Source organism: Sodalis sp. RH15, assembly GCF_047324255.1.
In the GTDB taxonomy this organism is placed as follows: Bacteria; Pseudomonadota; Gammaproteobacteria; order Enterobacterales; family Enterobacteriaceae; genus Acerihabitans; species Acerihabitans ligni.
Genome location: NZ_CP178738.1, coordinates 108404 through 122928 on the forward strand (window position 1 = coordinate 108404; position 14525 = coordinate 122928).

Below are 14525 nucleotides of genomic sequence, written 5' to 3' on the forward strand. Positions count from 1 at the left end.
TTTAATGCTGGCAATGAGGGCAAAAAAAACTGCTCCGCTGCCCGAGCCTGACGGTCTGGATAGGCGTACCGCATACCCGGCAGCTCTCGCCTTCACGGCCATAGACTTGCAGTTCCTGTGCAAAATAGCCGGGCTTACCGTCCGATTGCAGAAAATCACGCAAGGTGGTGCCGCCCTGTTCGATGGACCGCAGCAATACCGCCTTGATGGTACGCGCCAGCAGTTCCGCCTCGGCCAGAGTTAACGAACCGGCCTGCCGCACCGGCAGGATGCCCGATACAAACAGCGACTCGCTGGCATAAATATTCCCCACCCCCACCACCAGTTTGTTATCCATCAGCCAGGGTTTAACCTGCGTACGCTTATTGCGCGATTTATCGAACAGCCATTGACCGTCGAACTCGTCGCTCAGGGGTTCCGGACCCAGTTGGGAAAGCACCCGGCTGGTTTTAAGGTCATCGCTCCATAACCACGCGCCGAAGCGCCTGGGGTCGGTATAGCGGATGATACAGCCGTTGCTCATGATGAGATCCACATGATCGTGCTTTTCCGGCGGCTGCGGCTGCTGCAGGACGCGCAGGCTGCCCGACATACCCATATGGATGATGATCCAGCCCGGATCCAGCTCCAACAGCAGGTATTTCGCCCGCCGCCGGACGCTTACCACCAGGGCGTCGCGCAGAGCGATGATCTCGCTGGAAACCGGCCAGCGCAGACGCGCATTACGCACCTCCGCCCGGACTATCCTATGGCCGGCTACCCAGGGCTCAATGCCCCGGCGGCTGGTTTCAACCTCGGGCAACTCAGGCATGTTCGCCTCCGTGTAGCAGTTAACGCCAGCAAATAAAAAAACCCGCCGTGGCGGGTTTTTATGCAACTCACTAAAATTACTTGATTTTAGCTTCTTTGTAAATCACATGCTGGCGTACCACCGGATCGAATTTTTTCAATTCCAATTTTTCCGGTTTGGTGCGCTTGTTCTTCGTGGTGGTATAGTAGTGACCAGTACCAGCAGAAGAAACCAGCTTGATCTTCTCGCGAACACCTTTAGCCATGATTCATTTCCTTAATACTTTTCACCGCGGGCACGCAAATCGGTCAGAACCGTTTCGATGCCCTTCTTGTCGATTACACGCATACCTTTAGCAGATACACGCAGCGTAACAAAGCGTTTTTCGCTCTCAACCCAAAAACGGTGAGAGTGCAGGTTAGGCAGAAAACGGCGTTTGGTCGCATTCATTGCGTGGGAGCGGTTGTTGCCGCTCACCGGGCGCTTGCCAGTAACTTGGCAGACTCGGGACATGTCTATTCTCCAAAAATCAATCAGCTCGAGCTCAAAAAAAGGTGTCAGCCGCCTCGTCAGGCTTTAGAGCCCATCTCAGCACATTCACTGAGGAGAGACTTACAACAGGTTTGAACCTGCTGAGATAGGCTCTCAACGCTACACCCAAGATTCTCAAAGGTGGCGTAGTATACGCTTTGAAGCGCAAGTGCTCAAGTCCCGCGCAAGCAAAGATCCTGGTGGATCGCAAGAATAAAGCTCACAACCACCCTCTTTCGGCAAAAGAGACGCACTCTTCTGCCCCGATGACCAGGTGATCCAGCACCCTGATATCCAGAAAAAGACCTGCTTTCACCACCTGTTCGGTGACTTCGCGATCGGCGCGGCTGGGTTCGGCCCTACCCGAAGGGTGATTGTGCGCCAAAATAATCGCCGCCGCATTGACTTTAAGCGCCTCGCGAAGGATTTCGCGGGGATGCACCTCGACGCTGTTCACCGAGCCGTGAAATAATTCCATGTGTTTTATAAGATGGTGCTGATTATTTAAAAACAATACCACGAACACTTCCCGCTCCCGGTGCGCCAACATGATCTGCAGGTAATTCTGCGCAATATTCGGGCTGGTCATGGCGTCTTCGCGCATCAGGTGCGAACCGTAATACCGCTGCGCCATCTCCCTGATGGCCTGCAGCTGGGTATATTTTGACGGTCCCAGGCCTTTTGTGGCGCACAGGGTTTTACAATCGGCCGACATCAATTTATCCAAAGAGCCGAACCGGGCCATTAACTGCTCGGCAAGATGAATGACATGTGAACCCGGCAGACCGGTTCGCAAAAACAGGGCCAACAGCTCCGTATCCGACAATGCCGACGGGCCTAACAAGGTTAATTTTTCCCTGGGCGCCAGTCCATAGGGCCACTCCTTTTTGTTTCGCTTCGCCATATCCTTATCATCCCCCATTCGCCGCCTATCATGCCATCCGGCGCAAATTTGCTCGACGGTCAGATGACGAAATTACGGCAGGCATTGCAATTTGCGATGGATTGCCTCAAAGAGACAAATGATGGTTAACCGTAGGGTTATGATAAAATGTTACCTACTCAAGCTTTCAAGTGGACATTCGAGATGACGGAACTTGCCGGCAAACATATTGTACTTGGCATAAGCGGCGGCATCGCCGCCTACAAGAGCCCTGAACTGGTGCGCCGTTTACGTGACAGGGGCGCTGAGGTACGGGTTGTCATGACCCCCGCGGCAAAAGCGTTTATCACCCCGCTGACGCTCCAGGCGGTTTCCGGACATCCGGTAGCCGACGATTTGCTGGATCCCGCCGCCGAAGCCGCAATGGGGCATATCGAACTGGGCAAATGGGCCGATCTGGTCCTGCTGGCCCCTGCCAGCGCCGATGTGCTGGCCCGTATGGCGGCGGGCATGGCCAATGACCTGGTGACCACGATATGCCTCGCCACCGCCGCGCGCATTGCCGTGGCCCCGGCCATGAACCAGCAGATGTACCGGGCGAGCGCTACCCAGGCCAACCTGCAGACCCTGGCCGCGCGCGGCGTACTATTATGGGGTCCGGATGACGGCAGCCAGGCCTGCGGCGACATCGGCCCGGGCCGGATGCTCAATCCCCTGGAGCTGGTGGAGAGGGCGCGCCGTCATTTTACCATCGACCGCAGCCTGGAACATCTCAACATCATGGTCACCGCCGGCCCCACCCGGGAGTCCCTTGATCCGGTGCGTTATATCAGCAATCAAAGCTCCGGCCGGATGGGATTCGCCATCGCCAAGGCGGCGGCGGACCGGGGCGCCCATGTCACGCTGGTGGCCGGCCCGGTGGATTTGCCCACCCCGGCCAACGTCTGGCGCGTCAACGTTACCAGCGCGCTGGAGATGCATGACGCGGTAATGAATGATATCGAACTGCAGCAGATTTTTATCGGCTGCGCCGCGGTGGCGGATTATCGCGCCATTCAAACCGCCAGCGAAAAAATAAAAACCCAGGGTGACGAAATCACCATAAAAATGATAAAAAACCCTGATATTGTGGCCGAGGTGGGGGCCATGACCAAAAATCGCCCGTATGTGGTCGGATTTGCCGCCGAAACACAGAATATGGAAGAATACGCCCGGCAAAAGCGCATAAAGAAAAATCTCGATTTGATTTGCGCCAATGACGTGTCCCGGCAAGACCAGGGATTTAACAGCGAGACCAACGCCTTGCATTTATTTTGGCAGGATGGGGATCGCCTTTTGCCGCTAAGCGATAAGACCTTGCTTGGTCAACAATTAATCGACGAGATTATCAGCCGTTATGAAGAAAAAAATCGACGTTAAGATCCTTGATCGCCGCATCGGCGAGCAATTTCCCCTGCCGGCCTACGCCACTGAAGGCTCCGCCGGCCTGGATTTGCGCGCCTGTCTCGATAGCGCCGTTGTCCTGGCGCCGGGAGAAACCACCCTGGTTCCCACCGGCCTGGCCGTTCATATTGCCGATCCGGCGCTGGCGGCGGTGATATTGCCCCGATCCGGGCTGGGACATAAGCACGGCATTGTACTGGGCAACCTGGTGGGACTCATCGATTCGGACTACCAGGGGCCGCTGATGGTCTCGGTGTGGAACCGCGGTCAGCAGGTCTTTACTATTGAACCGGGCGAACGCCTCGCGCAGATGGTCTTCGTACCCGTAGTGCAGGTGGATTTTAACGTGGTGGACGATTTTACCGCCAGCGAACGTGGCGAAGGCGGCTTTGGTCATTCCGGACGCCACTAGTCCTTAATGGAAGCGTTAATGTAGACGTTAACGGGCAAACCTTCCCCGGCATTGATAATTCATTTTTTTAACGCCGTAACACAGGGTGATGTTACGGCCGATGCCTGATGTTGATTCGATTTGATTTTATTACCCAGGGACCCGTTAGGTATGACAGAACAAAAAAACAAGAAGCGTAATCGACGCGAGGAAATTCTTCAGGCATTGGCGCAAATGCTTGAATCCAGCGACGGCAGTCAACGGATCACCACCGCTAAACTGGCCGCGGCGGTGGGGGTATCGGAAGCCGCGCTTTACCGCCACTTCCCCAGCAAAACCCGCATGTTCGACAGCCTGATAGAATTTATCGAAGACAGCTTGAGCAGCCGCATCAATCTCATTCTGCAGGATGAAAAGGAAACCTTTAATCGTCTTCGTCTGATTTTACTGCTGATCCTGGGCTTTGCCGAACGCAACCCCGGCCTGACGCGCATCATGACCGGCCATGCCCTGATGTTCGAACAGGACCGTCTGCAGGGCCGCATCAATCAGCTTTATGAACGCATAGAAGCCCAGCTGCGCCAAGTGTTGCGGGAGCGCAAGCTGCGCGAAGGCCAAGGATTCGAAAGCGATGAAACCCTGCTGGCCAGCCAGCTGCTGGCCTATTGCGAAGGACTGCTGGCGCGTTTTGTCCGCACCGAATTCAAATATTTGCCGACCCGGGACTTTGAAGCGCGCTGGCCGCTGCTGCTGGCTCAGTTGAAGTAAATGCCGCCGCCCGGGGCGGCAATGCTTCAGACACCGTATTGCCGCTGGTAAGCATGCACCGCCGCCAAGTGATCGGCCATCTCGTTTTTTTCTTCCAGATAATCGATAAGATCGTCCAAGGTAATGATAGCCAGCACCCGGCAGTGATAATCCCGCTCCACTTCCTGGATCGCTGAAATATCCCCCCGGCCTTTTTCCCGGCGGTCGAGAGAAATCAACACCCCGGCAAGGGTGGCCTGATGGGCGGTGATGATTTCCATGGACTCGCGAATGGCGGTGCCGGCGGTGATAACATCATCCACCAGCATGACTTTCCCCTGCAAAGGACTGCCCACCAGGCTGCCCCCCTCCCCATGTTCCTTGGCTTCCTTGCGATTGAAACAGTAGGGCACATCCCGCTCATAGTGCTCCGCCAGGGCTACTACCGTGGTGGTGGCGATGGGGATGCCCTTATAGGCCGGCCCGAACACCACATCGAAATCAATACCGGAATCCATCAGCGCGGCGGCGTAGAATCGGCCCAGCAGCGCCAGATCGCGGCCGGTATTAAACAAACCGGCATTGAAAAAGTAAGGGCTCTTGCGCCCTGACTTCAGCGTAAATTCGCCAAATTTAAGCACCTGTTTATTTAATGCGAACTCTATAAATTCACGCTGGTAGTCTTTCATATACACTCCTTCCAACCCGCAGGCGGCGCATCGGCGCCGCCCGGCAACATTAAACCGACAGCGCCGCTTTCTGCGCCTGAATCAGGGTTTCGATGCCCCCGCGCGCCAGCTCAAGCAAGCCGAGCAGTTCCTGTTGGCTGAACGGCTCTCCTTCGGCGGTGCCCTGGACTTCTATCATCCGGCCGTCTTCCAGCATCACCACGTTCATATCGGTTTCCGCGGTGGAGTCTTCCACATATTCCAAATCGCATACCCCGCGGCCCGCCACTATACCTACCGATATAGCCGCCACAAAACCCTTGAAGGGGCTCACCTTGAGCTGGCCTTCCTTCACCATGCCGTTAAGGGCATCCACCAGCGCCACGCAGGCGCCGGTGATGGACGCGGTGCGGGTGCCGCCATCGGCCTGCAGCACATCGCAATCAAGGGTAATGGTATATTCGCCGAGCTTGGTCAAATCCACCGCCGCACGCAGGGAACGGGCAATCAGACGCTGGATTTCCATAGTCCGGCCTCCCTGCTTGCCGCGAGAGGCTTCCCGCGCATTGCGGGTGTGGGTTGCCCGGGGCAACATGCCGTACTCCGCGGTAATCCAGCCTTGTCCCTGCCCCTTGAGAAAACGCGGTACGCCTTCTTCCACCGTGGCAGTGCAAAGCACCCGGGTATCACCGAATTCTATCAGCACCGAACCCTCGGCATGTTTGGTGAAATGGCGGGTAATGGTGACGGGGCGCACTTGCTGTACTTCTCTGCCTGCTGGACGCATTGTGTCTCTCCGGACGGGTTAATCATGTATTGGCTGCGCATTATACGGTCTTCGTCGCCTTATGCCTATCATGCTCGTCCATGCGACGCTATAATCCCCCCATCTTTTTTAATGGACGGGTATGTTTATGATCCGCAGTATGACCGCTTTCGCCCGACGTGAGATCAAGGGTAACTGGGGCAATGCCACCTGGGAGCTACGCTCTGTCAATCAACGCTATCTGGAAACCTATATCCGGTTGCCGGAGCAATTTCGCGGGCTGGAGCCGGCCATTCGTGAACGCACCCGCAATCGCCTGACCCGCGGCAAGATTGAATGCAATTTGCGCTTTGAGGCCAATCCCCATATGCAAAGCGCGTTGATCTTAAACGAGGCATTGGCGAAACAGCTGGTGGAAGCCGCTCAATGGGTCAAGATGCAAAGCGACGAGGGTGAAATCGACCCGGTGGAAATCTTGCGCTGGCCCGGCGTGATGGCGGCGGAAGAGCAGGATCTGGACGCCATCAGCGCGGAACTGCTGGCGGCCCTGGACCAGACCCTGGATGATTTTATCCTGGTACGGGAAACCGAAGGCGCGGCAATGAAGCTGATGATCGAGCAGCGCCTGGCGAACGTCAGCGCCGAAGTCGCCAAGGTGCGCCAGCAAATGCCGGATATCCTGGTGTGGCAGCGGGAACGCCTGCTGGCCAAAATGGAAGACGCCAAGGTCCAGTTGGAGAACAACCGCCTTGAGCAGGAACTGGTGCTGCTGGCCCAGCGCATCGATGTCGCCGAGGAGCTGGATCGCCTGGAGGCCCACGTAAAAGAAACCTACAACATCCTCAATAAGAAAGAAGCCGTCGGCCGCCGCCTGGATTTCATGATGCAGGAGTTCAACCGGGAATCGAACACGCTGGGGTCGAAGTCCATCAATGCCAGCGTAACGACCTCGGCCATTGAGCTGAAGGTGCTGATTGAGCAGATGCGGGAGCAGATACAGAATATCGAATAAGGCCAAGCCGTTGCTGCGACAACTTCGCTTTCAGTCTGGCTTCCTTTAAACGAAATGGCAGAATGATAAGCCCGGCGCAGTGGATAGCTCTGCTGTGTTTTTCATGCCGATGAATGAAAAGAGAACAAACGATGTGTACACTTAATATGTACAACTTAGGAGAAACGATATGCTGACCTATACCTCGACTCAAGCCAGAGCTAATATCTCCGTAGTGCTGGATGTCGCTGTCAACGGCGAACCGGTTGAAATCACTCGTCGGGATGGCAGCGTTGCCGTGGTGATCAGCAAAGCGGAATTCGAGGCTTATCAGAATGCCTAACGGGATGCTGAGTTTGATATCATCATGCAACGGCACGGCCACACAATAGCGGCACTGACCGATCGATGAACTGGGTAGCTAACAAGATTGTGATCTTAGCTTAAACCAATCCCTGCAACGCAGATTCATGTTAAATGATTTAATTGAAAAACAAAAGAACCACCCAAGGCCGCTGCGTACTTATTCAGCGTTGAGAAATTCGGCGATACCAAACCATTTTCAATTCGGCTGATATTCTGCTTTTTTATCCCGGTCTTTAAGGCGATATCTTGCTGTGTAAGGTGCATAGCTTTGCGGGCTGTCTTGAGCTGAGCGGCGAGCGCTTTTCTGACTTGGATGTCGTTATAAGCTTCCTGTACATCCGGGTTTTTCAAGGCAATGGCTTTAACTTCAGCAAATGGGACGAGATCGAAGTCTTCATTTGTCATTTTTAAGCATCCTCTTCAACATATTCATGCGTTCTTTTGCCAGTTCCAATGCCGCTTTTGGTGTTTTTTGACTCTTCTTTTGTAGGATATGCACGACATAAATTTGCCGGTCAGCCTCAAAAAAGAAAAAGCCCCTGGCGATACCCTCTTGCGCGTTCGCACGCAGTTCTTTCAAGCCGTTGCCTATATCTCTAACTTTTGGTTCTTTTAAAGAGACTCCTGCCTCACCTAATTCTTCCATCAAATCAAGCATCGCCGCATACAGGCCGGCAGGCAGCTTGACTAACTCTTTTTGCGCCGCCCGGATAAGGCTAATGGTGAACATGAGTACATCCTTGTAATCAATTATGATTACTTTAGCATTCTCCTCTAAAGTAATCAAATATGAATTTTAAGTTACAATTCACTGATAATAAAGTAATTATTAACAGTTGTAGTTGCTTGTAATTTTGTAATAAAGAGTGGTTTCACGTATAGGGTATGGTTAGTGTTTCTCCGTTTTCAACGTTCCTCAAAACCTCCCAAGATATTTAACATCCATTTGTACGTAGTGCCGACTAATTTGATAAGGAATCAATTTACCGAATTTACGACGATTTGGCCTATTCTAGGCAAATCAAAGTGTGAAAGCGCGACTACAATGCCGAGAATATCCGGGATATCCGGCTATTAAAACAATGATTGTCCCACTCGGAGACCTAATCAAGGAGCTCGAACAGAATCCATCCTTGAGCTCCTCGGTATTTTACCGACTGCAAAGCATCAACATTGAAAATGATTAATACGCATATGCTCGGCCAGCAAGGCCCTGGCTTAATGCAGCACCTTGCTTTCAGGAATATCATCAATCCTGCTATTCACAATCAATTCCATGGCTTCGATGCCCCATTCCGTCAGCTGTGGCGGTTCGGTAAGGAAATCAGGGTCAACCAAATCACGTAAAAATTCACAGGCGTATTCCGGGCCATGTTCCAAACCATATTTAATTATATGATCGGCTTCAACTTGCCAAGCGATCTTGATTTCAAGCGCATCCAACGCCAATGGCTGGCCCATCCCTTTGGATAAGCAGAAATTTTGGTAAGCCAGTGCGGCAACGCGACGATACAGGGCAATACGAAGTTCGGTGGTGAGAATGGCGGTATTCATAATACAATCTCCATGGAGTAACATTAAGATTGCGCTGGCGCGCGTTCGCCATGGAGCTCATCGGGCTGCAAATCCCGGCTGCCGGCTCTTCGGCAGCAAGAGAATCATATTAAATTACGAATAATAAGAGAAGCGTTCTCAGTATAAAAATGGTTTTGTTGAACAAATATTTATTGTATAAACAAATTACTCGTTAAATTAACACTTCATGAATCTTATAAATAATTTTTATTATTGTTAGGGCCGATATCTAGTACTGAATTCATACTGAAGTAACTGGAATCCCGTCGGCAGGTTCTCTACAGCTCATACAGCAGCTGTACTTTCTCATCTGTTCACACCTTCTTTTTGTTCATGAGTCATGAACGTGTTAATTCAATGAACAAACGAACCTTTATAAAAAAGCCCAAAAAAATCTTTTACATTTGGCTTCCTTGCCTTTTGAATGAGCAAGCAAATAGGAAAAAGAGACGAGACAATTGACATAGTTCGCTACCGAACTATGCGCCTCGATGGAACCGATAGCCACGCCTCTTTCCCATCCCTGGTCGGGGGTGTTGAACGGAACCCTGGCGCGAAGCCTGGGCTTCCGGCCCGAAGTGCCAACGACATGGCAAGGTGAACCACCATAGAGAGGATCGATAAATGGCTGTTAACCAGGAAAACGTTTCAAAACCTTATACTGTAGAACGAGTGCAATCCGGTTTTCGTATTGAAAAACGTCTTCTAAAAGTACTTAAGGGTCTGGCTGAATATCACGATATAAGCTTGGGAAATCTTGTCGAAGGTATCGTACTACATGCCTTTGAAGGTAAGTGCGCATTCGGTGACCAAAGCCTTGCTCGTATAGGCGAGCTAAAGAAAATCTATGGCCTTGATTTGACTGCTGATGTATCCCACCAATTGGTGGAAATTGAAAAATAATCTGGCTGAAACGTCAAATTATAGTGCCATTCTTATATTGTGGACCAATGGCGATACACAAGTATCGCCTGGTTTAATATTAAAAGAATATGTAAAATGCATAATAAAAAAAGACGTCAGAATAAAAATTTTATTTTTTCTAGATTAAATATTTCTACTTCTAGGCCCAGGCTAATATTTGTTTTATATTCGAAATTTTGTATTTTCTTATACAAAAAGAAACTGCGTCGCAAAGCACGTATCGAACTGCTCAGAATGAATGATCGACAATTGCGTGACATTGGTTTAACTCGGGATGATCTACCCCGATAGCAATCCCGATTACCATCCCGCAATTTGTCCCCGCCATAGAATCTACCAAGCAACGGACGCTCGTCGCGTCGCAACCAAGGCGTGTGGCGGCAACTCGATTTTTTGCCGGGAAGATACGTGGCGGGGGTGAGGCCAATGCCATGCCATGAGCCACGCCGATTTGGCAATGGTTGGACCCGGACTTGTAAAAACCGGCAATACCGTGCTCATATTGACTTTTCACGGATTTAAGCTATTCCTTAAGAGGTGAGTAAAATAATTTTAACCCCCCCGCAAATTTTCTATAAAAAATAAGGTCAGGCAATGAAATACATTATCTCCATACTGGCTGTAACCGTTCTGTTTTCTGCCTCTACATTTGCGGCAAAGCAGACTACCCGTGAAGAGTCCGCTAATTACACCAAAATAGGCGATGTGTCTCTTACGCAGACGGGCACCCCTTCCATCGGTCATAAAAAACTGGCAAAAGAAGCAAATAAAAAATGTTGGGCATCGGGCAACGTAAAAGCACGTGATTGCTTCTATCTTATTGTCGATAGATCAGGTCACGAGTCGGATCATAAAACCGTTAATGCCGAAGTCTTCAAAAAATAAAGTATTAAAGCCTCGTATTTAATATTTTAAATCGTAAGCATGTGTATCTGATTAAATCTGATCTTAACGTTATATGTTTTTACAGGTGTCTGTCTGGTTAAATCTGGCTTAAATTTTCTAGGCCAGATGCGCCTGCAGTTTAGTAATGTTTCATCTACGACCGGGCACGGCATAATTTTAGCAGATGCTTCCGTTCATTCACTTTCAGTACCTTCGACAGTCAGTAAATTTGCCCAATCGTACTGCTGCTATCAAAACAATCGACTGCCGGTGCTTGCCGGTTCCAAACGACCCACACCTTGATAAAAATTCCTCTTGTACATGATGCAAGCTAATGTATTAAATATGAAACGCTACGGTGCCTTTGCCGCAACCGCCGCTCCGCTCAATGTTGAAGCGTTTTACAAACGACGATCCCGCATTGATACCAAGACAGCGCTTTTCGGAGAAAAAAATGGCTTTAGCTTATCCAATCTACCTATGTGATAACCGATCCGCCAACCTGCGCGCACTTATCTCCATTGTTACGGGAGAGCCATTCTGAAGGCGGAAATCTCCGTTGCGGAAGCACGTCGCGTCGCGCTTACGGCCCAGGGCTTTAACGGGCTGCATCGCCTGGAGGCTGTCGGCGCGGCTCAGCTGCGCAAGGGCGTTGAAAAGCTCGGTCTGCTTCAGATCGACAGCGTGAATATTCTAGTGCGCGCGCACTATATGCCGCTCTACTCACGCCTGGGCTCTTACGAACCGGCGCTCCTCGACGCGCTGTCGGCAGCCAGACCCAAGCGCTTCTTCGAATATTGGGGACATGAGGCGTCCATGCTGCCCATTGACTGTCAACCACTGCTGCGCTGGCGTATGAACCGCGCGCTTCGCGGCCAGGGCGTGTGGCGGCAACTCGAGCCCTTTGCCGGGGAGAAGCGGGGCGAGGCCGATGCCCTGCTTGCCCGCATTGAGGCAGAGGGTCCGCTGGCCGCATCCGATATAGCGGGCAGCCGAGCCGCAAAGGGCATGTGGGTATGGAGCGCCGCCAAGCATGCGCTGGAATGGCTGTTCTGGGCCGGGCTGGTTGCCTCAACCCACCGCAGGGGCAGCTTTGAGCGGGTCTACGATCTGCCCGAGCGGGTGTTGCCACGGGCTATCCTGCAACTCCCCACGCCAAGCGGCGTTGATGCCCGGCGGGCGCTTATCGAACGCTCCGGGCGCGCCTTGGGCATCGCGACGGTGGATGACCTGCGTGACTACTATCGCATCCCCGCGCCGGACGCAAGGTTGCCCATCGAACAGTTGGTGGAAGAGGGAACCCTCATCCCGGTGCGGGTGCGTGGCTGGCAGCAGCAGGCCTATTTACACAAAGAGGCCCGCGCCGGTCGCAAGCTTGAGGGCGCGGCACTTCTGTCGCCCTTCGACCCGCTTATATGGCACCGTCCGCGCACCGAGAGGGTATTCGGATTCCGCTATCGTCTTGAAATCTACACGCCCGCCCATAAGCGCGAGCACGGTTATTACGTACTGCCTTTCCTGCTGGATGGCGCGCTCGTCGCCCGCGTGGACCTGAAGGCGGAACGCAAAACCGGCACACTGCTTGTCCTGCGGGCACATCTCGAGCCCGGTGCGCCGCAGTGTACGGTGGAACGACTTATGGGAGAACTTCGCCTGATGGCGTCCTGGCTAGGACTGTCGAACCTGACCATTTTGCCGGCAGCGGCTGTCCATCCTCTATGTTGCGAGCAAGTCTGTTTTGGCAATATTAGAAACAGTTAAGGAACCATTTAGTCTCAGGATGGCACTCTACAGCCTCATTCTTTTGCTGTGTGCCATGGATGGGCAAGTGAGATCGGTCGGGCTGTCAGGTCCGACCTTTTTTTCAACCCGCCGGGTCTGTTTGCGATGTCATGCCCTTTCGAGTGACGAGCAGAAGTTGCGCGTGTAGATAACGCCATAAACCGACTGCATAGCCAACATTTCAAGGGATATCAGTTAATGGCCGTCAATACCAAATACGAAACATAGTGATGTTCGTTATGTTCCATTAGCTGTAACAATCTCGGATGGACAAAAAGCTGTTCTTTCCCAACCGCCATCTTGTTCGTTCATGTACGGATTTTTCATTTTTCAGGTAGCCATCGCCAGACCACCAGCGCCAGCAGGAGATGAACCAGCGCTGAAACCAGCATCAGCATCGCCAAAGGCGAGACGAGAAGCGAAAATACCAGGCCGGTCAGGGCGATACCCATCAGCGACCCCAGCTGACGCAGCGTGGTGTGTACCGCAGAGGCGGAAGCCACCATCGCTAAAGGCGCTCGGTGCAAGACGGTGGATGTCATCGGCGGCACGACAAAGGCGGCGCCTCCGGCCAAGAGTGCCATAGCGATAATCACCAAGGGGGTGATGTGATCTGCTAAAAACAGCATGCCAAGATAGCCGCAGGCGCTTAGCGCTAATCCAGTGATCATCTGGTTTTTGCCCCCCCAATGCGCCATCAACCGACCGGAGAGTATATTGCCGGCCATCAGGCAAAGCGCCAACGGCAGCAGCGCCATACCCGTACGCAAAGGGGACAGGTGCAAATGGTGCTGCAATTCCAGGCTCATGGCATAGATGCCGCCGAAGTAACATACGTTAATCATCATGCCGGTGAGATTGGCGATGGTAAACCCGGCATCCTGAAACAGGGACTGCGGGACCAGCGGCGAAACGGCGCGTCGTTCCACCATGATAAAGCCTGCCGCGCCCGCCAGGGAAATCCCTGCGGCAAGTTGGATCAAGCTGCTGGCCCATCCCAGCGCAGGCAGTTCTATCAGCAGATAACTCAACGCGGTCAGCGTCGTTATACCGAGCACTTGTCCCGCCATATCAAAATCCCGCTCGCGGCCGCCGTGAACTCGGGGCAACAGACGAAACGCCGCCAGCAGGCCGCACAGACCGATGGGAATATTGATCAAAAAAACGCTGCGCCAGCCGAAAAAATTGACCAGAAAACCCCCCAATATTGGTCCCGCCGCGGCGGCAAGGGAAACGACGGCGCCAAACAGGCCAATATTCCGTTGCCGGAGCGCATTGTCTGGCCAGATAAGAGGCATAAGCGCAAAGGATGCGGGAATAAATAACGCCGCGCCCATGCCCTGGATCAGCCTCAGCATAATCAATTGGCCGATTGAATGGGCCAGACCACACCCCAATGACGCGCCGATAAACAGCAGCAGGCCAAGCATCCATATACGACGGGCGCCGTGGCGATCGGCCAGCGCACCGGCGGACAGCATCAGGCCGGTCAGCGTCAGGTTGTAAGCGTCCACTGCCCAGGTAATGCCCGCTACCGTCGTTCGCAGCTCAGACTGTATGCTGGCGATAGCGATATTAATCACATTAACATCCAGAATCGCCATAAACATGCCGGCGCAGAGCACCAGCAAAACGGCAAATTGCCTCCTTTGGGCGGGAGTTTCGCCGCCGTTAGCTATAACTCTCGCTTCGGTCATGGTTTATTCCTTCTGTTTCCTTGTCTGCCATGAGTGTAAAGAGGAATCAGCGGGCTTAAAATGCAGCAAGAATAAGGTCAGGTGCG

At 52.7% G+C, this 14525-nt stretch carries 19 protein-coding genes and 1 pseudogene; 10 read left to right on the forward strand and 10 right to left on the reverse strand.

Annotation, left to right across the window (positions count from 1 at the left end):
* Position 1: 1 nt before the first annotated feature.
* The 4 genes from mutM to radC form a co-directional block, all read right to left on the reverse strand.
* The gene (gene mutM, locus ACL2XO_RS00475; protein ID WP_413726076.1) at positions 2-811 is read right to left on the reverse strand and encodes a bifunctional DNA-formamidopyrimidine glycosylase/DNA-(apurinic or apyrimidinic site) lyase; all 810 of its coding nucleotides are present in this window, start codon (positions 809-811) and stop codon (positions 2-4) included.
* A 76-nt stretch (positions 812-887) separates the two neighbouring features.
* The gene (gene rpmG, locus ACL2XO_RS00480) at positions 888-1055 is read right to left on the reverse strand and encodes a 50S ribosomal protein L33 (RefSeq protein ID WP_026738454.1); all 168 of its coding nucleotides are present in this window, start codon (positions 1053-1055) and stop codon (positions 888-890) included.
* Between the two features lie 11 nt (positions 1056-1066).
* Entirely contained in the window at positions 1067-1303 is a 237-nt protein-coding gene (rpmB, locus tag ACL2XO_RS00485) for a 50S ribosomal protein L28 (protein ID WP_132924257.1), read from the reverse strand.
* A gap of 238 nt (positions 1304-1541) precedes the next feature.
* A complete protein-coding gene (gene radC / locus ACL2XO_RS00490) occupies positions 1542-2225 on the reverse strand; it encodes a RadC family protein (RefSeq protein WP_413726077.1) in 684 nt (227 codons plus the stop codon).
* Between the two features lie 183 nt (positions 2226-2408).
* Between radC and coaBC the strand changes: the two genes are divergently transcribed.
* The 3 genes from coaBC (at position 2409) to slmA (ending at position 4806) form a co-directional block, all read left to right on the forward strand.
* Positions 2409-3623 carry a bifunctional phosphopantothenoylcysteine decarboxylase/phosphopantothenate--cysteine ligase CoaBC gene (gene coaBC / locus ACL2XO_RS00495; RefSeq protein WP_413726078.1) on the forward strand — a complete coding sequence of 405 codons (1215 nt, stop codon included), beginning with the start codon at positions 2409-2411 and terminating at the stop codon, positions 3621-3623.
* Positions 3601-4059 (forward strand): dUTP diphosphatase, encoded by a 459-nt coding sequence (gene dut / locus ACL2XO_RS00500; RefSeq protein WP_132924251.1) that lies wholly within the window; start codon positions 3601-3603, stop codon positions 4057-4059. Before coaBC ends, dut begins: the two co-directional genes overlap by 23 nt.
* 150 nt (positions 4060-4209) lie before the next feature.
* A complete protein-coding gene (gene slmA, locus ACL2XO_RS00505; protein ID WP_132924249.1) occupies positions 4210-4806 on the forward strand; it encodes a nucleoid occlusion factor SlmA in 597 nt (198 codons plus the stop codon).
* Positions 4807-4832: 26 nt separating this feature from the next.
* Here the strand turns inward: slmA and pyrE are convergent, their stop codons facing one another.
* Positions 4833-5474, reverse strand: coding sequence for an orotate phosphoribosyltransferase (gene pyrE / locus ACL2XO_RS00510; RefSeq protein ID WP_132924247.1), 642 nt, complete (start codon positions 5472-5474; stop codon positions 4833-4835).
* A 49-nt stretch (positions 5475-5523) separates the two neighbouring features.
* A complete protein-coding gene (rph, locus tag ACL2XO_RS00515) occupies positions 5524-6240 on the reverse strand; it encodes a ribonuclease PH (RefSeq protein ID WP_132924245.1) in 717 nt (238 codons plus the stop codon).
* A gap of 127 nt (positions 6241-6367) precedes the next feature.
* Between rph and ACL2XO_RS00520 the strand changes: the two genes are divergently transcribed.
* Both ACL2XO_RS00520 and ACL2XO_RS00525 read left to right on the forward strand, forming a co-directional pair.
* Entirely contained in the window at positions 6368-7231 is an 864-nt protein-coding gene (locus ACL2XO_RS00520; protein ID WP_132924243.1) for a YicC/YloC family endoribonuclease, read from the forward strand.
* Positions 7232-7400: 169 nt separating this feature from the next.
* A pseudogene (locus tag ACL2XO_RS00525) lies at positions 7401-7622 on the forward strand (type II toxin-antitoxin system Phd/YefM family antitoxin).
* 56 nt (positions 7623-7678) lie between these two features.
* On the opposite strand, the gene ACL2XO_RS00530 reads toward ACL2XO_RS00525, so the two are convergent.
* The 3 genes from ACL2XO_RS00530 to ACL2XO_RS00540 all read right to left on the reverse strand — a co-directional run bounded on the left by ACL2XO_RS00530 (position 7679) and on the right by ACL2XO_RS00540 (position 9130).
* A complete protein-coding gene (locus ACL2XO_RS00530; protein ID WP_132924238.1) occupies positions 7679-7981 on the reverse strand; it encodes a helix-turn-helix domain-containing protein in 303 nt (100 codons plus the stop codon).
* Entirely contained in the window at positions 7971-8306 is a 336-nt protein-coding gene (locus ACL2XO_RS00535; protein WP_413741977.1) for a type II toxin-antitoxin system RelE/ParE family toxin, read from the reverse strand. Before ACL2XO_RS00535 ends, ACL2XO_RS00530 begins: the two co-directional genes overlap by 11 nt.
* A gap of 488 nt (positions 8307-8794) precedes the next feature.
* The gene (locus tag ACL2XO_RS00540; protein ID WP_413741978.1) at positions 8795-9130 is read right to left on the reverse strand and encodes a DUF5375 family protein; all 336 of its coding nucleotides are present in this window, start codon (positions 9128-9130) and stop codon (positions 8795-8797) included.
* A 645-nt stretch (positions 9131-9775) separates the two neighbouring features.
* Between ACL2XO_RS00540 and ACL2XO_RS00545 the strand changes: the two genes are divergently transcribed.
* From ACL2XO_RS00545 to ACL2XO_RS00565, 5 genes are all read left to right on the forward strand, one after another.
* On the forward strand, positions 9776-10054 hold the full coding sequence (locus ACL2XO_RS00545) for a hypothetical protein (RefSeq protein ID WP_413741979.1): 279 nt from the start codon (positions 9776-9778) through the stop codon (positions 10052-10054).
* A 96-nt stretch (positions 10055-10150) separates the two neighbouring features.
* The gene (locus ACL2XO_RS00550; protein WP_413726084.1) at positions 10151-10366 is read left to right on the forward strand and encodes a DUF1127 domain-containing protein; all 216 of its coding nucleotides are present in this window, start codon (positions 10151-10153) and stop codon (positions 10364-10366) included.
* A 303-nt stretch (positions 10367-10669) separates the two neighbouring features.
* The gene (locus ACL2XO_RS00555; RefSeq protein ID WP_413741980.1) at positions 10670-10960 is read left to right on the forward strand and encodes a hypothetical protein; all 291 of its coding nucleotides are present in this window, start codon (positions 10670-10672) and stop codon (positions 10958-10960) included.
* A gap of 345 nt (positions 10961-11305) precedes the next feature.
* Complete coding sequence (locus ACL2XO_RS00560) at positions 11306-11446, forward strand: hypothetical protein (protein ID WP_413726086.1); 141 nt, start codon at positions 11306-11308, stop codon at positions 11444-11446.
* 66 nt (positions 11447-11512) lie between these two features.
* Entirely contained in the window at positions 11513-12721 is a 1209-nt protein-coding gene (locus ACL2XO_RS00565) for a winged helix-turn-helix domain-containing protein (protein WP_413743013.1), read from the forward strand.
* 344 nt (positions 12722-13065) lie between these two features.
* Here the strand turns inward: ACL2XO_RS00565 and ACL2XO_RS00570 are convergent, their stop codons facing one another.
* Entirely contained in the window at positions 13066-14439 is a 1374-nt protein-coding gene (locus ACL2XO_RS00570) for an MFS transporter (protein WP_413741981.1), read from the reverse strand.
* Positions 14440-14525: the final 86 nt, after the last annotated feature.

Coding starts and splice junctions, on each gene's coding strand:
- mutM (WP_413726076.1), bottom strand. CDS start 811: ATGCCTGAGTTGCCCGAGGTTGAAACCAGCCGCCGGGGCATTGAGCCC.
- rpmG (WP_026738454.1), bottom strand. CDS start 1,055: ATGGCTAAAGGTGTTCGCGAGAAGATCAAGCTGGTTTCTTCTGCTGGT.
- rpmB (WP_132924257.1), bottom strand. CDS start 1,303: ATGTCCCGAGTCTGCCAAGTTACTGGCAAGCGCCCGGTGAGCGGCAAC.
- radC (WP_413726077.1), bottom strand. CDS start 2,225: ATGGCGAAGCGAAACAAAAAGGAGTGGCCCTATGGACTGGCGCCCAGG.
- coaBC (WP_413726078.1), top strand. CDS start 2,409: ATGACGGAACTTGCCGGCAAACATATTGTACTTGGCATAAGCGGCGGC.
- dut (WP_132924251.1), top strand. CDS start 3,601: ATGAAGAAAAAAATCGACGTTAAGATCCTTGATCGCCGCATCGGCGAG.
- slmA (WP_132924249.1), top strand. CDS start 4,210: ATGACAGAACAAAAAAACAAGAAGCGTAATCGACGCGAGGAAATTCTT.
- pyrE (WP_132924247.1), bottom strand. CDS start 5,474: ATGAAAGACTACCAGCGTGAATTTATAGAGTTCGCATTAAATAAACAG.
- rph (WP_132924245.1), bottom strand. CDS start 6,240: ATGCGTCCAGCAGGCAGAGAAGTACAGCAAGTGCGCCCCGTCACCATT.
- ACL2XO_RS00520 (WP_132924243.1), top strand. CDS start 6,368: ATGATCCGCAGTATGACCGCTTTCGCCCGACGTGAGATCAAGGGTAAC.
- ACL2XO_RS00530 (WP_132924238.1), bottom strand. CDS start 7,981: ATGACAAATGAAGACTTCGATCTCGTCCCATTTGCTGAAGTTAAAGCC.
- ACL2XO_RS00535 (WP_413741977.1), bottom strand. CDS start 8,306: ATGTTCACCATTAGCCTTATCCGGGCGGCGCAAAAAGAGTTAGTCAAG.
- ACL2XO_RS00540 (WP_413741978.1), bottom strand. CDS start 9,130: ATGAATACCGCCATTCTCACCACCGAACTTCGTATTGCCCTGTATCGT.
- ACL2XO_RS00545 (WP_413741979.1), top strand. CDS start 9,776: ATGGCTGTTAACCAGGAAAACGTTTCAAAACCTTATACTGTAGAACGA.
- ACL2XO_RS00550 (WP_413726084.1), top strand. CDS start 10,151: ATGCATAATAAAAAAAGACGTCAGAATAAAAATTTTATTTTTTCTAGA.
- ACL2XO_RS00555 (WP_413741980.1), top strand. CDS start 10,670: ATGAAATACATTATCTCCATACTGGCTGTAACCGTTCTGTTTTCTGCC.
- ACL2XO_RS00560 (WP_413726086.1), top strand. CDS start 11,306: ATGAAACGCTACGGTGCCTTTGCCGCAACCGCCGCTCCGCTCAATGTT.
- ACL2XO_RS00570 (WP_413741981.1), bottom strand. CDS start 14,439: ATGACCGAAGCGAGAGTTATAGCTAACGGCGGCGAAACTCCCGCCCAA.